14 protein-coding genes and 4 pseudogenes are annotated in these 13,435 nt (G+C 67.6%); 9 read left to right on the top strand and 9 right to left on the bottom strand.

Going from position 1 to position 13,435, the window contains the following annotated elements; all coding sequences use genetic code 11:
• Positions 1-24: 24 nt before the first annotated feature.
• Complete coding sequence (locus tag ABZ297_RS18280; RefSeq protein WP_355346945.1) at positions 25-936, top strand: hypothetical protein; 912 nt, start codon at positions 25-27, stop codon at positions 934-936.
• Positions 937-1,317: 381 nt separating this feature from the next.
• Here ABZ297_RS18280 and ABZ297_RS18275 read toward each other — a convergent pair whose 3' ends face one another.
• The 3 genes and pseudogenes from ABZ297_RS18275 to ABZ297_RS18265 form a co-directional block, all read right to left on the bottom strand.
• Positions 1,318-1,683 carry a hypothetical protein gene (locus ABZ297_RS18275; protein ID WP_355346942.1) on the bottom strand — a complete coding sequence of 122 codons (366 nt, stop codon included), beginning with the start codon at positions 1,681-1,683 and terminating at the stop codon, positions 1,318-1,320.
• Between the two features lie 49 nt (positions 1,684-1,732).
• On the bottom strand, positions 1,733-2,083 hold the full coding sequence (locus ABZ297_RS18270; protein ID WP_355346939.1) for a transposase: 351 nt from the start codon (positions 2,081-2,083) through the stop codon (positions 1,733-1,735).
• 202 nt (positions 2,084-2,285) lie between these two features.
• Positions 2,286-2,492: pseudogene (locus ABZ297_RS18265) on the bottom strand (DUF4277 domain-containing protein); the annotation flags it as partial.
• Between the two features lie 211 nt (positions 2,493-2,703).
• Between ABZ297_RS18265 and ABZ297_RS18260 the strand changes: the two are divergent.
• From ABZ297_RS18260 to ABZ297_RS18250, 3 genes and pseudogenes are all read left to right on the top strand, one after another.
• Positions 2,704-5,538 carry a BTAD domain-containing putative transcriptional regulator gene (locus ABZ297_RS18260; RefSeq protein ID WP_355346936.1) on the top strand — a complete coding sequence of 945 codons (2,835 nt, stop codon included), beginning with the start codon at positions 2,704-2,706 and terminating at the stop codon, positions 5,536-5,538.
• A 461-nt stretch (positions 5,539-5,999) separates the two neighbouring features.
• Positions 6,000-6,392, top strand: a complete 393-nt coding sequence (locus ABZ297_RS18255; protein ID WP_355346933.1) for a recombinase family protein — start codon at positions 6,000-6,002, stop codon at positions 6,390-6,392.
• Positions 6,393-6,545: 153 nt separating this feature from the next.
• A pseudogene (locus tag ABZ297_RS18250) lies at positions 6,546-6,902 on the top strand (Tn3 family transposase); the annotation flags it as partial.
• 81 nt (positions 6,903-6,983) lie between these two features.
• On the opposite strand, the gene ABZ297_RS18245 reads toward ABZ297_RS18250, so the two are convergent.
• Complete coding sequence (locus ABZ297_RS18245; RefSeq protein WP_355346930.1) at positions 6,984-7,460, bottom strand: DUF6194 family protein; 477 nt, start codon at positions 7,458-7,460, stop codon at positions 6,984-6,986.
• Between the two features lie 63 nt (positions 7,461-7,523).
• Here ABZ297_RS18245 and ABZ297_RS18240 point away from each other — a divergent pair, with 63 nt between their 5' ends.
• Positions 7,524-8,423, top strand: coding sequence for a MerR family DNA-binding transcriptional regulator (locus tag ABZ297_RS18240; RefSeq protein ID WP_355346927.1), 900 nt, complete (start codon positions 7,524-7,526; stop codon positions 8,421-8,423).
• Between the two features lie 187 nt (positions 8,424-8,610).
• Here the strand turns inward: ABZ297_RS18240 and ABZ297_RS18235 are convergent.
• Positions 8,611-8,886: pseudogene (locus ABZ297_RS18235) on the bottom strand (Tn3 family transposase); the annotation flags it as partial.
• Position 8,887: 1 nt separating this feature from the next.
• Here ABZ297_RS18235 and ABZ297_RS18230 point away from each other — a divergent pair.
• Positions 8,888-9,088, top strand: coding sequence for a hypothetical protein (locus ABZ297_RS18230; protein WP_355346924.1), 201 nt, complete (start codon positions 8,888-8,890; stop codon positions 9,086-9,088).
• 229 nt (positions 9,089-9,317) lie between these two features.
• Here ABZ297_RS18230 and ABZ297_RS18225 read toward each other — a convergent pair whose 3' ends face one another.
• The 4 genes from ABZ297_RS18225 to ABZ297_RS18210 all read right to left on the bottom strand — a co-directional run bounded on the left by ABZ297_RS18225 (position 9,318) and on the right by ABZ297_RS18210 (position 12,111).
• Complete coding sequence (locus ABZ297_RS18225) at positions 9,318-9,878, bottom strand: hypothetical protein (protein ID WP_355346921.1); 561 nt, start codon at positions 9,876-9,878, stop codon at positions 9,318-9,320.
• Between the two features lie 455 nt (positions 9,879-10,333).
• Positions 10,334-10,894 carry a TetR/AcrR family transcriptional regulator gene (locus ABZ297_RS18220; RefSeq protein ID WP_355346918.1) on the bottom strand — a complete coding sequence of 187 codons (561 nt, stop codon included), beginning with the start codon at positions 10,892-10,894 and terminating at the stop codon, positions 10,334-10,336.
• 199 nt (positions 10,895-11,093) lie between these two features.
• Positions 11,094-11,321, bottom strand: coding sequence for a hypothetical protein (locus ABZ297_RS18215; protein ID WP_355346915.1), 228 nt, complete (start codon positions 11,319-11,321; stop codon positions 11,094-11,096).
• A gap of 118 nt (positions 11,322-11,439) precedes the next feature.
• Positions 11,440-12,111: a phosphatase PAP2 family protein gene (locus tag ABZ297_RS18210; RefSeq protein WP_355346912.1), complete on the bottom strand. Its 672-nt coding sequence runs from the start codon at positions 12,109-12,111 to the stop codon at positions 11,440-11,442.
• A 155-nt stretch (positions 12,112-12,266) separates the two neighbouring features.
• Between ABZ297_RS18210 and ABZ297_RS18205 the strand changes: the two genes are divergently transcribed.
• The 3 genes and pseudogenes from ABZ297_RS18205 to ABZ297_RS18195 all read left to right on the top strand — a co-directional run bounded on the left by ABZ297_RS18205 (position 12,267) and on the right by ABZ297_RS18195 (position 13,417).
• Positions 12,267-12,527, top strand: coding sequence for a recombinase family protein (locus tag ABZ297_RS18205; protein WP_355346909.1), 261 nt, complete (start codon positions 12,267-12,269; stop codon positions 12,525-12,527).
• A 396-nt stretch (positions 12,528-12,923) separates the two neighbouring features.
• Positions 12,924-13,097, top strand: a pseudogene (locus tag ABZ297_RS18200) (argininosuccinate synthase); the annotation flags it as partial.
• 2 nt (positions 13,098-13,099) lie between these two features.
• Positions 13,100-13,417, top strand: coding sequence for a hypothetical protein (locus tag ABZ297_RS18195; RefSeq protein ID WP_355346906.1), 318 nt, complete (start codon positions 13,100-13,102; stop codon positions 13,415-13,417).
• Positions 13,418-13,435 lie beyond the last annotated feature (18 nt).

The following is a 13,435-nucleotide window of genomic DNA, read 5'->3' as shown; positions in this document are numbered from 1 at the left end:
CTTATCTAGTCTCCAGGAGTTCGCATGCGTCTACGAGGTCTGAGGACCTTCACCGGATTGGCGGCCGTCGCGGTCGTCCTCGGCTTCTGCGGGGCGACCACCCCCGCCCACGCCGACACCGAACCGCAAGCAACCGTGCAAGCAGTGCCAGATGTGGACCTGCGCACCACGCCACTCGCCGACGGCCACGTAGACGATCTGGCCGAACCGGCCGTGACAACAGACGACGGCGCCCCCAAGACACCGCTGAACACCACGGTGACGGCCCGCCGCTGTCCTAACAGTGAGGTCGATCTGCCCCTGGGCCCACTCGCCGACCTCGCCGCCCAGACCTCGATGCTCACCCAGGGGCAGATCGACACCTACTGCAGGCTCAGCCCTCACGAGCGAGCGGTCTGCGACGAGGATCTGCTCAAGTGCGTCAACGTGGCCCAGCCCGCTCACGACTTCGCCTACCAGTACGACACGAGCATCGGCGGCCCGCGCACCAAGAACGGGGACGACCGCGCGGATGCGGCACGACACTGCCTGTGGCAGCTCTACCTGACCGTGAACGTCGACGCGGACTACGCGGCCCGCTGGGGAGATGCGCATGAGCACAGCGCCGATCCCGCGCAGAGCCACGCCATGGATCTGCACAACAACACGGTGGCCCGCGCAGCCTCGCGCAGCGTCGTGGAAGAGATCGCTCCGACCATCTCGGCGTATCCGCAAGGCGGCCCTGAGGTGAAAAAGGCCATGAAAGCCGCCGTGGTGGCCACGTGCGACGGCCTGGTCCAGCGAGCGGTCCACGTCAAGCCCGTAGGCGACCCACACGACCAACAGGACATCTCGGTGACCGACCTGGAAGGCACCGACATCTGCTCCCCGGACAACACGCTCGACAACCTGATGCCGTGCGATATCTCTACACGGCTGGTCTACATCAACGACTAACGGACGCCTGCCCCCTTGAGCGGGTTGGCGCGTAAGGCCTGGGTCGGACGGACATCCTCCATCCGGCCCAGGCTCGTCCCAGTCCAGGAGGCCCTCGCGGCACTCACAGCTACCTTGCCCCCTGGCGTTTACGAGACGGCCGAGCGAAGCATCCCGCGCGGCCGCGTTTCGGCTTGGCCGTGCCGTTGACGGCGAGCAGGGCCGCGAACTAGGTGGGCCCGTCACTAACGTCGGTTGGGTATTGCTTGGTGGGTGGAGTCCCGTCACTGGCTCCATGGCCTTTCGTGTCACCACGGGCCATAGATAGAACTCCGGCTAACTGTGCCTGGCTAGCGATCGGGTGGCCGGACCGGCTGCCACCTGCATCGGTAGGGCAGGGCCTTAGCAGAACTGGGCGAGGGCCTGGTCGTAAATGCGATCGAAGCTGATTTTGAAGTGCCGCCCATCGGGCATTGTGAGCCTGACGGTCACGTATTCCGCGCCCTGTGCCGTGTGGATCTCGACGGCTGCTCCTGCCCGTGGGATGGTCCTACGCAAGACCTTGGCGTCCCGGTCGATGGTGTGGACCACCTGTTGATCCGAGATCGTCAGGTAGCCGCCGATCCAGCCCTGATGACTGTCGATCGAGGCGAAACCGTGGATCATGCCGGGAACGGTCAGCGAGCCATCGGCATGCAACCTCGCGCGAGGCATTCCCCATCGACGTGGGGCCCAGCCTAGGAGACCGCCGAGGATTTCGCCGAGCATGCTCCCAGGCTACGTTTCAGGAGAGGCAAACGCGTGCATCCGCGGCCTGTTACGTACCCTTGGTCGGGTAGCTGGTCCAGCTTCGGATGGGTGAGCTCGCGGCGAAGTTGGTCCTGAGTTGGGCTCGGGCGTTGCGCCAGCGCACATAAGCGCCGATCGCCGCGTTCTGCTCGTCGTGAGTGCGGTCGTCGGTGCCGTTGAGGGCGTAGCGGCGCAACGCGGCGAACTCGGACTCGATCCAGTTCAGCCAGGAGCAGTAGGTCGGCAGGAACACCAAGTCGACGTGGTTGTCGGAGGCCCAGGCTCTGACCTCGGGATGTTTGTGCGGGGAGTAGTTGTCGGCGATCACGTACAGCTTCTCGCTGGGCCGGCGGACGCAGAGCGTCTTGAGGAAGGACAAGTACTCCCACCAGCACTTGCGTGGCCGGATCCGTTAGTACTACTTGCCGGTCGTCAGGTCCAGTGCGGCGATCATCTGCATGACGCTGTTGAAGCGGTTGTATGTGGCCCGCAGCCGAGCCGGCCAGTTGATCGAGATGCGGCGCGATCGCATCCAGCGCCCGGCCGATCCGATCATCGTTGACCAGCTCAGCCTCCACACCGAACGCCTCACCCACCGCCCGGCTCCTGGCCCACTCCTGCACGTGCACCAACGGAGACGGCGAGGTCAGCCGGTTGGCTACCAGCACCTCGATCACCTGACCATGCGTCAACGCAGCCACATCACGCACCGGGCAGGCTGCATCGACCAGTTCCCGGATCCGTAACCGGGAACAGAACTCGGCCACCACCGGCAACGCCCCGAGCATCTTCTCGACGCTTACCCCGCCCCACTGCGCACGCTGTCTCACAAGCCACAGGTCATACCGCTACGACCAGTTGAGATCAACACCAGCGCCCGAGATCGTCAATCATCCCGACGTGCGGAAACGGGGCTAGCCGCGCTGCTCATCACTCTACCGAGCTGTTCAGCTGGGTAGAGTGATCGTCTCTCTGTGGATTGACCGGAAATGGATGGGCATGGCCGAAGACCTGCGTTTTTCGTTGCTCGGCCCGGTGCGGGCCTGGCGCGGCGGGCAGGAGCTGGAGCTCGGCTCGCCGCAACAGCGCCTGGTGCTGGCCGTACTTCTGCTAGCAGGGGGCAGGGCCGTGAGCGGCGAGCAGGTCATGGACGCGGTGTGGGGTCAGACGCGGCCGCGTACCGCGCTCCAGGTCTTGCGCACCTACGTCTCGCGGCTGCGCGCGGTGCTCGGCACGGACGCGCTGAGGTCCATCGGCGACGGCTACGCGCTGCTGGGCGGTGCGAGCGACCTCGCCGAGCTTCACGAGTTGTACGGCGAAGGCCGCTACACCGAGGCGCTGGCCCTGTGGCAGGGCGAGCCGCTGGCAGGGCTCTCCGGACTGTTCGCCGAGTCCCAGCGCGCCCGCCTGAGCGAGCAACGGCTCGCCGCGCTCCAACACCGCCTCGACGCCGACCTCGACGAAGGCAGGCACGCCGAGGCCGTCAGCGAGCTGAACGCCCTGTGCGCGGAACATCCAACCAGGGAGCGTCTGCGCGGCCTGCTCATGCTGGCGCTGTATCGAGCCGGACGGCAGGCCGAGGCGATCGGCGTCTACACCGACACCCGCAGGCTGCTGGCCGACGAACTCGGCGTGGACCCCTCGCCGGAGTTGGCCGAGCTGTACCAGCGCATCATCAGCGCCGACCCCGAGCTCGGCCGCGCCGCTGCCCGCCCCGGCGCCGCCCACGCGCCGGTCACGCACACGCCACGGCAGCTACCTGCCGACTCGGCCGACTTCACCGGCCGCGAGCGCGAGATCGAGGAGATGGTGACCGCGCTGCGCTCCGGCGAGACCTCCGCCCTGGTCGTCACGGCGGTCGCCGGGGCAGGCGGCGTCGGCAAGACCACGCTGGCCGTGCACGTCGCCCACCAGCTCGCCGGCTACTACCCCGACGGGCAGCTCTTCGTGGACCTGCGCGGATGGGGAGCCGAGCCGCTGGAACCCGCAACGGTGCTCGGCTCGTTCCTGCGCGCGCTCGGCCTGGATGAGGCGCCGGAAGACCTCGCCGAGCGGGCCGCGCTCTACCGCTCGGTGCTCGCCGACCGGCGGGTGCTGGTCGTGCTCGACAACGCCTCGGACGCTGGACAGGTCCGGCCGCTGATGCCGGGCTCGTCACTCTGCGGCGTGATCGTCACCAGCCGGGCCAGGCTGACCGACCTCAGCGGCGCCCGCCAGATGGACCTGGAGGTGCTCGGCCCCGTCGAGGCGCTGCGTCTGCTGGGCAGGATCGCCGGGGAAGCGCGTGTGGCGGCCGAGCGGCCCGCCGCCATGGACCTGGTCGCCGCCTGCGGCTTCCTGCCGCTGGCCATCAGGATCGCCGCCGCCAGACTCGCCGCCAGGCCGAACTGGAGCGTGGCCAGCATGCGCGACCGGCTCTCCGACGAGCGGCGCAGGCTGGCTGAGCTGCGTGCGGGCGACCTGGCAATCGAGGCCACGTTCACACTGGGATACGAGCAGCTCGACGACACCCACGCGCGGGCCTTTCGGCTGCTGGCCGTACCGGATGGGGGGGATCTGCCGCTCGCGGCCGCCGCGGCGCTCCTCGACCTGCCCGAGCACGACGCGGAGGACGTCTGCGAGGGGCTGGTCGACGTCAGCATGCTCCAGTCACCCTCGCCCGGCCGCTACCGCTTCCACGACCTGCTGAAGATCTACGCCCGTTCCCGCTGTGACGATCCAGAGGTACGGCGAGCCGCTCTCGACCGGCTGCTCGACTTCTACCTGGCCTCGACGGGAGCGGCGATGGGACTGATCACTCCCGGCGACAACCGCCCGGCACTGGCGGCCGCCCGCTCGGCGGGAATGCCCTTCGCTGACGCCACCGCCGCCATCGACTGGATCAACGAGGAAGAACAGGGCCTGCTCGGCTGCGTCGAGCAGGCCGCCCGCACTCCCGGGTGCGACCTGCACCAGGCCGTAGTCCTGTTCGACATGGGCATCGACATCCTCGGCTTCGACTCCGACTCCGCCCGTATCGAACGGATCGGCGATCTGCTCGTTGGCGCGACAGAGGAACGCGGCGACCAGGTTCTGCTCGCTCGGGCCCGGGTCACGCGCGGCCTCACCCGGGTGGACCGGAACCGCCATGACGCCGCCACGGCTGACGGCATGGCCGGCCGCGACCTCAGCCTTGAGCAGGGCGACCTGGCAACCTACGCGAAAGCGCTCAACCTGTTGGCGCTTTGCGCGAATGAACGACGCGAGAGGTCCACCGCGGTGACCTGCTATCTGCAGGCGGTCGAGACATCGCGATCGATCGGCGACCTGGCCTACCTCGCCACCGGGCTCGGCAATCTGGCCCGTGCTCTGTCCGCCGTGGGCCGTCACGACGAGGCGCTCGAAGCCGCCGACGAGGCCGAGCGGATCATGCTCGACCTCAGGGACGGGCAGTACGACGCCGACGCCACCTACCAGTACGGCATCGTGCTGTGCGAGGCAGGGCGGCCGGAGGAGGCGGTGCTCAAGCTGGAGACGGCGGTCACCGAGTACGGGCGGATGAAGATGCGCGGCTGGCAGGGAAGTGCGCTTTTCAGGACCGGGGAGGCGTACCTGGCGGCGGGGATGGCCGAGCGGGCGCTGGAATGCGCGGAAGAGGCGCTGACGATGCTCGTGGAGTCGGGCGATGAGTGGGGGCAGGGCATGGCGCTGACCGTCCTGGGTCAGGCGCTGTGGGAACTGGGGCAGCCGGACCGCTCCCAAGCCTGCCTGACAGAGGCGCTGTCCATCTTCGAGCGGCTCTCGCTATCCGAGGCGGCCGACGTCCGCGCCCTCCTGACGAAGCTGAACGCCTAGGCCTGTTTCAAAGGCGGCCTGCGCTACCTGTTCGGCACCTTGACCACCGACGGCTACGACGACGTGGGCCGGCAGGTATCGGCCCGCATCTGTTGTGGAGCGTCCACTTCTAGGTGATGGGGGCGCCGCCTTCGCTGATCTTGGAAGGGTCGTAGGAGAACTGGATCTCCCTCGCCAGGCTGGGCCGAGGCGTGTGCGCCGACGCTGCTGCCGCTGCAGCGAGCACCGCGCGCGGCAGCAGCACACGGCACAACAAGAGCGTGGCAGAAAATCGCGGCACGTCACCGGAAGGGGTGTCGGGAATAGGTGATTTCCCGACACCCCACAAGCCCCGCATTCGACCGTCAGGGAAACCGGACATTGGGGGATGCAGTGCCGTGCCAGGCGGGTGAATTCGGACCGGGACGACAGGATTTCCCGACAGGTAGAAGGGTGCTCCGTCCTTCCCCGAGGAGCCTTCGGTGCGGATTGTCTACTCGCGCGTTTCCACCGCAACCCAATCGCTGCTGCGGCAACGGCACATCCTCACCGAGGCCGGCCTCCTGATCCGGACCGAGGGCTTCGCCGAGGGATTCCGCCCCGCCGAAGGGGTGCTGCTGTTAGAGGACCCGGCCACCACCTCCAAGATCCCCGCACTGGAGCGCCCCGCGTTCGCCAGGGTCGCCGCCGCCGCACACCCAGGCGACGTCCTGACCGTGTCGGAGCTGTTCCGGCTGTGCCGGGACCTGGTCGACATCTACGCGGTCCGCGACTGGTGCCAGGCCCGCGGCGTCGCCCTACGTGTCCTGTCCGGCCCCTGTCCAACTTTCACGACCTGGCCGCCAAGACTCCCAGAGCATGATCAACCTCGCTGAGATCCATCGGTACATCACGGCTCAGAGCCGGGTCTACGCGCTATGAGCTGCGGAATCCCTCCGGCGAGGCACATCTGAACGGAAAGTCACGGTAACGCGCCCAACTCTGCTCTGCTAACGGGACTTTTCATTCCGATGCTCGTCATGCCCCGCACCGTCCAGGAGTCCCGCCACAAGCTCGCCCGCGACATCTGCCACGGCAAGAAGGGCACCATCCACCAGGCATACAGAGACGGGATGGAGGACCAACTCGGCTCACTCGGCCTGGTCCTGAACGCCGTGGTGCTATGGACAACCCGCTACATCGACGCCGCTGTCGCCCAGCTCCGAGCCGAGGGCCACGACATCAAGGACGAGGACATTGCCCGGCTGTCCCCGCTCAAGCACAAGAACCTCAACGTGCTGGGCCGCTACAGCTTCACTGCCTCCACCCCGGCCGCCGGCGCCCTGCGCCCGCTGCGCGACCCGGACGCGCCCGAGCTGGACGAGGACGACGACGGACAGGAGTGAATGTCAGGAGCCGACCAGGGTGCTGATCATCTTGCGCTCCGTCGCCTTCTCGGCCCGCTCCCGCCGCGGACCGTAGATCCTTCATCGCGTTGTTGATTCAGCGCGTCGCTCATGGCGTGAGCGTGCGAGGTGATGGGCCGCACGCAGCAGCTCACGTGTTGACGCTTCAGTGCGCTCGCCCGGGTTCACCACTGCCAGCCAGCCGACGGTGCCGTAGACGGGGTGCGCGATCACGGTGTCGGTGGCGCTGGGGTCGACGTCGGCGGAGGCTGGTTCGCGTGGTGCGTGACCGGTCCACTGGATGAACGCTTCCTTCCCGGCGGCGATATTCACGCGGAAGGTGTCCGGCCGGTCCAGACGCGATGCCTCGTCGCCGGGGTAGTTCTTGGTCACGACAGTCGCGAACGGTTGGGCCGTCGTCGGAGTGGCGCCGTCAGGTGCGTAGTAGAAGAACGTGTCGCCCCAGCTGATTTCCGGCGTGCCGTCGCCGGGTGCGGGCCTGATGGTCAGGACGCCGTCGAGGCCGCCCACGAAGCTGATGATCTCGACGATGGTCATGTGCTCTAGCGTTGCATTGAAGTGCTTGTGGAGACTTTGAGGCCGAGATAGAGGGATGTTGGGATGCCAGGTCTCAAATCAGGGGATATGCGTACTGCTGATGTCGCGCGGCGCGTCGGGTACTCCGTTCAGCAAGTTCGCAATCTTGAACGCGACGGTGTGCTTCCGCCCGCGACGCGCACGGCCACGGGCTACCGGATCTATGGGGAGGTACATCTACAGTCCGCACTGGCCTACCGAGCCCTCGCCGCGGGCGTGGGGCCGATTGAGGCCAAAAAGATCGTTCGGGCCTTCCACCAGCTCCCCACCTCGCAGGCGCTTGCCCTTCTCGACGCGGCGCACGCCCGGCTCGACGCAGAGCGCGCGGAACTGAGGCAGGCCAAGGAGGCCGCCCACGCGATCTCCAGCGAGCCGATCGAAGACGTGCGCGCGTCGGATTCGATGAGCGTCTCCGAACTCGCCGCCGCCCTCGGTGTGCGCCCTTCGACGTTGCGGCACTGGCATGCGGAGGCTCTCGTCATCCCGGACCGCGACCCCGTGCGCGGAACGCGACGTGCGGGATGCGCGGATCGTTCACCAACTGCGCAAGGCCGGATACCGCATCACGCCCCTTCGGGACCTCATGCCGGAGTTGCGGCGCACCCGCCGATCGGAGGATGTCGTTTCGGCGCTGGCGGCCAGGGACGTCAACATCACTGCTCGATCCAAAGCCCTCCTCGACGGTGCCACCGCACTCAGTGCTGTGCTCTCCGTTCACAGGCAAACGGCCTGATCTACAACGACCGCCCCGCCCCCGATGCTGGACGGTCAGCATCCCCTCCGTCGTGCCGCCCGCCGCTTCCCGCTCTGTCGTCCAACGGACAGGTGCGACGGTCGTCCGATGAACCCGGACTTTCCGGGGCCTGCCGACGGCGCCGATCCAATCAGATCCGACGGATGATGACAGGGTTTGCTGACAGCTAGAGTCGAATGCGATCACCGACACGGGGAGCAGCATGGCCAACCTGGTCTACAAGCGGGTGTCGCCCGACCAGCAGTCGACCGACCGTCAGAACCTCGTCCTGGACGAAGCCGGGATCGAGGACCCAGCTCCCCGTCGACGGCGGGTACACCGCCCAATGACCCGGCCCGGCGAGCCAGCGCGGAACCCTCATCCCCCGGCGGCCGGGTCGTGGAACGGCCGCAGCCCCGAGCCTGCGTCGACGCGGGTGAAGGCGTAGCGGCCCAGGAAGTCGATGTGCTCGTAGGCGATCGGCGAGATCCGGGCGCACATCTCGTCGGTGGTGGGGAACCCGCCGGCGCGGATCTGTTTGGCGGTGGCGTCCAAGTAGAGGGTGTTCCACCACACCACGGCATTCAGCGCCAGGCCGAGCGCGCCGAGCTGGTCCTCCATCCCTTCGCGGTAGCGCTGGCGCAGCTGCCCGCGGATGCTCGACCACAAGACCAGCGAACGCGTCGACTTCCTGTTCACCTACCGGGCACGGCCCGTCGCCAAGACCTACATCAACAACACAATCATCCCCGTGCCCTGCCGCAAAGCAGGCGTCCCACCCACCGACGTCCGCGGCAACATCACCAGCCACCGGGCCCGATCCACAATCGCCACGCAGCTCTACAACGCTCTATGACGTTGTTCGAGCTTCAGGCTTGGCTCGGCCATCGCGACCTGAGCTCAACGCAGCACTACGCCAAGATCACCCCGAACACCCTTGAGGCGCCCAACTGCCTGGTGCCGATACTCTGAGACAGGCTCTCGGCGGCGGTAGCCGTCGCTGGCGTCTGCGGCTTCGCCGGCGACGGCCAGGCGGGCCAGGGCCCGCCGCCCGGCCGCCACTGCTCAGCACGTAGTGCAACAGGTCATGGGCGCAAGGGGGCCTTGAGCGCGCGGGCACGGATAGCCGAGAGCATGACCCGTCGGACGAAACCGCTGCCGAGCCGGATCAGCAGCCAATACCGCAGGAACGCCTGCCGTGCCTCCGGGCTGGTCGCCTGGATGCGGGTCTCGGTGATGAGGCGGATGCGGCCGTCGCCGGCGTCGTCCAGGAGGAAGCTGAACGTGGCCTTGGCGAAGCCGGGACGGTCGAAGGCGAGGAAGCCGTCGAGGTCGGTGACCGAAGAGACGTTCTCGGCCCGGCCCAGCCGCCACCACTGGCCGATCACGCCGTCCACCACCTCACGGCCCGGGTCCTCGGCGAGCGTGGTGAAGCTCGGCAGATCGAGCTGCGCGTGGCCGTTGCGCAGGCGGGAGGCCAGGTCGCGGACGGCGAACAGCGGCTTGGCGAGGCGGATGTCCGTGGGGTTCGGGCGCTTGATCGCGTGCCAGACCTGATCGCGGGAGGCGGGGACCAGGATCGAGTGGCGTTCGGTGGCGTCGGGGAACGGCATGAGCCGGTCGGTGAGGGGGAGATTGCCCGGCATAGGAAGCCTCCATACGGTTGCGTATGGCCTGACTATACGGCGGCGTATGGAGGCCGGTCAGATGGGGTGGTTGAATGCGGATGACTGGGCGCGGGCGGCGCTGGCGCGCTGGCGGCGGTGGGCTGGCGGCGGTCGCGAGGGAGCGGGCGACCGGGGGTGTCCAAGGGGAGTTTCTGCTGGCATCTCGCCAACCGGCAGGCCCTGGTCGAGGCCGCGTTGAAGCGGTGGGAGGCCGAGACCGAGCAGATCATCGCCGGCTTGACGCCGTGGCCGGCCCGATGGAACACACGCGTTCGCTGCACCCCACGACAGGACCAGGCCCCCTCTCGACCGCTGGCCCATGAAACGTACCCTCGGCGCGGTCGCGAATCGATCGCCAAGGGAGAGCTCCAAAGATCAGGAACAGGTCCTTACGCCCGGCCGCTCACGCCGGCACGGCCAGGCGTCCGTCTTTCTCAGGACTGATGGGGGTCGTTGAGGATGATGTCGGTGGCGTGGGCGCGAACCTGGGCGGGGGTGCGGCCATCATGTTCGGCGGCCAGGAAGTGGTGGCCGATGCTCAGGCAGAAGGCGAGCAAGCTACGGGCTTCGACTTCGTCGGGGTCGGTGCAGAAAGTGCCGATCTGTTCGCGCAGCAGGTCCATGCGCCGGTTGTCCACGCGCCGCAGCCGTTCGGCGACGGCCGCATCGCGGCGGGCCCAGTCCCGCACCGCCAGATCGATCGGCAGCAGCCGCTCGGAGAGCGTGAGCCGGCCAGCTAGCCTGATCTTGGTGCGGGCGTCGCCTCCTTGGCGTTCGACCTGGTCGAGGACCTCGTCGATGCTTTCGCGTTCCCAGGTGTCGAGCATTGCCTCCAGGAGTGCGGTGCGGTCGGTGAAGTAGCCGTAGAACCCGCCCTTGGTCACCCCCAGCGTCTTGGCCAACGCTTCGACTCGGACCGCGTCCACGCCGGCTGCGCCCAGCGTCCGCAACCCCTCCTCGATCCACTTCTCACGCGGGGTACGCATTGTGCCCATGTGTGGCCTACCTCACCTCTCAGGCTGGTTGTACGCCGCCGTATAACAGGTCTAGCGTCACGTTATACGGCACCGTACAGCCAGGAGGGGATACCGTCATATCATTCGGCTTCGTGACTTCCTCGCGGGCCTGCCCAGAGCTTTCGCCAGGGGCTGTCGATGTCGGCGAGGTCGACGCGGAATTCGACTAGCAGTTTCTCTACCAAGATCCAGGTGGGGTCCGGCCGGTGGAGCCGGACAAGGCCTTGGAGATGGACGCCACGGAGACGGCGCCGTCGATACTCCTGCGGAGGAAGGCGCGCTCCAGCTTGCGCATCGACGGCTCGCCGACGCGGCGGCAGACCGGCTTCAGCTCCTCCGACAGGCGCCGCGTGGCCGTCCCCGGCTCGGCCGGGGACGGCTTGAGCCGGTACGGGGTGACCGTCACCGGTGCTGTTCGAGCGGGAGTTCACCACCACCACGCGGCGGTTGCCGGTCTCGGCGGTGGCCGCAATCGCCCAGCTGGGCATGGCGAGACGCAGGATGAGCGTCTCCGGCGACGGCTTTCATGTGACTGTCCGCCGACCCCCGGCGAGGCGGCCCCACGCTGATACAACGGCGATGGATATGAGGAGCAACGTGACACTTCCGGCGATGTCGAGCACGTAGTGGTTCCCTGTGATGAGGACGACTGCCGCCATGCCCAGCGGGAAGATCCACGGTAGCAACGCCAATCGCGGATGGGAGCCCCGGAGCGCGAACCACGCGGCATATCCGCACCACAACGACCATCCCACATGCATGCTGGGCATTGCAGAAAACAGGTTCCGGCCGCTGGAGAGGTCTCGTGTGGCATGGCCGCTGCCCAGGATGTCGTGCTCGGCGATGATGTCGACGATGCCCGGTAGTGCGAACCGTGGAGGCGACATGGGCAGCGCCCAGAAGACGGGCAGCACGAGGAGAACCATGACGATGAGGGTCCGGCGGACCCTGACATAGGTCTCGGCATGCCGGACGAAGACCCACACCAGCACACCGATGATCACGATGTAGTACAGGCGGTAGTAGTACACCGCCGGCTGGATCAGAGCCGGATGAGCGCTCAGCCACTGGCTCGCCGCTAGCTCGATGTCCAGGTGCAGGACACGCTCGATGGATTGCAGGGTCAGAGCGTTGGCGGTGGCGGCCGCGACGTCCTTCCCGGCGGCGGCATGAAGCCACGAGAAGCTCAGGATCACGAGTAGTAGGCCGGCCACTTCGACGAGCGGGGCGGGGCGCCCGCCCACTCTTCCGACCTGTACGGCTGACCGGGCACGGGCGGCCAGGCGCGATAATCGGCCGGCGGCCACCTCAGGCGGGCTCACGGGGGTCACACTAACTCGCCCGCTTCGGCATGGGCCAGGCCCGCAAAGACCGGCCCAAGCTGCGCGCCACCGTCCAGCGGGTGCACGCCGGCGGCCCCCTGGTTATCTACAAGCCCGACCGGGTCGCCCGCTCGGGCAAGGAGCTGCTGGTCTTCCTCAAGGACGAGCTCGCCCCGCGCGGCATCAACCTGCAGATCCTGTCCGGCATCTGCGCCGGCACTCACCGCCCCACGGGCAGAGCGTCGCCGACAAGATGCTGTTCATGGTCGCTGAGATGGAACGCCACCTGATCAGCGAGCGCGCCCTGGGTGGCCTGGCGGCCGCCCCGCCCTCAACGAGGATCTGCTGGCCGCCGCCCAGGCCACCACGCGAGCGCCCCAGCCCATGATCGGCCGGCTAACCCACCCGTACCCGCCACTGGATACCGTCGATGAGCTGCCGTTTCGTCCAGATCGGCGGGCGCCCCGGCCTCCGTCCGTCCGGCAGGCAGGCAGGCAGGCAGGCAGGCAGGCAGGCAGCAAAGCCTCCAGCACCGCACTCTTCTCTTGTCGATCTTCGCCACGCCGAACGGTCGACACTCAACTCACGTCTGAAACATGGCCTCTAGCTTGTCTTTTGCCTCTGATCTTCACATTTGCCCTGGCCGGCGCTGATGGTGATCTATCCCGCACAGTCGAGGACCGGCGGCGGGGCTCGGCATGGTCGGCACGCCGCATCCGGCCTTGATCGGTGCCGCCAGGACGACTAGCCTGATCGCCGTGCTGCCGGAAGGCGGGGCCGAGGCGATCGCATCACGCGGGAAGAGCCTCGACCACAACGAGCTGTTCGACCACGCCGCCATGGAGTTTGGGACCGACTGACGATGAGCGCGGAAGAGGATTTCAAGCAGGTCGGCGCCGAGCTGGCCGACCTGGGTGTACGGATCTCCAGGATGATGGGGAGTCCCGCGCTCAAAGATCAGGCGGGGAAGGTGTTCGCGAGCCTGCAGCGCGACGGCGCGATGGTGTTCCGGCTGGTCAGGGACACCCCCGAACACACAGCCGCGCTCCAGCTGGCCGGGGCGTCCCTGTTCGACCCCACGGGGCAGGGCAGGGCGATAAAGGACTGGGTGGTCGTGCCTCACTCCTCGGCCGAGAAATGGACGGATCTGGCCGAGGCCGCCCTCAGCCGCCCACGCTGATCAGTAGGCTACGTCGAC

Source organism: Nonomuraea sp. NPDC005983 (genome assembly GCF_040614375.1).
In the GTDB taxonomy this organism is placed as follows: domain Bacteria; phylum Actinomycetota; class Actinomycetes; order Streptosporangiales; family Streptosporangiaceae; genus Nonomuraea.
Note: the sequence above shows the minus strand (reverse complement) of the source record. Positions and strands in the feature narration are given on the sequence as shown.

Excerpts from the sequence above, each read along its gene's own strand:
- ABZ297_RS18220 (WP_355346918.1), bottom strand. The coding sequence starts at position 10,894 with ATGGGCACAATGCGTACCCCGCGTGAGAAGTGGATCGAGGAGGGGTTG.
- ABZ297_RS18225 (WP_355346921.1), bottom strand. The coding sequence starts at position 9,878 with ATGCCGGGCAATCTCCCCCTCACCGACCGGCTCATGCCGTTCCCCGAC.
- ABZ297_RS18260 (WP_355346936.1), top strand. The coding sequence starts at position 2,704 with ATGGCCGAAGACCTGCGTTTTTCGTTGCTCGGCCCGGTGCGGGCCTGG.
- ABZ297_RS18230 (WP_355346924.1), top strand. The coding sequence starts at position 8,888 with ATGCTCGACCACAAGACCAGCGAACGCGTCGACTTCCTGTTCACCTAC.
- ABZ297_RS18275 (WP_355346942.1), bottom strand. The coding sequence starts at position 1,683 with ATGCTCGGCGAAATCCTCGGCGGTCTCCTAGGCTGGGCCCCACGTCGA.
- ABZ297_RS18240 (WP_355346927.1), top strand. The coding sequence starts at position 7,524 with ATGCCAGGTCTCAAATCAGGGGATATGCGTACTGCTGATGTCGCGCGG.
- ABZ297_RS18245 (WP_355346930.1), bottom strand. The coding sequence starts at position 7,460 with ATGACCATCGTCGAGATCATCAGCTTCGTGGGCGGCCTCGACGGCGTC.
- ABZ297_RS18205 (WP_355346909.1), top strand. The coding sequence starts at position 12,267 with ATGGGCCAGGCCCGCAAAGACCGGCCCAAGCTGCGCGCCACCGTCCAG.
- ABZ297_RS18280 (WP_355346945.1), top strand. The coding sequence starts at position 25 with ATGCGTCTACGAGGTCTGAGGACCTTCACCGGATTGGCGGCCGTCGCG.
- ABZ297_RS18195 (WP_355346906.1), top strand. The coding sequence starts at position 13,100 with ATGAGCGCGGAAGAGGATTTCAAGCAGGTCGGCGCCGAGCTGGCCGAC.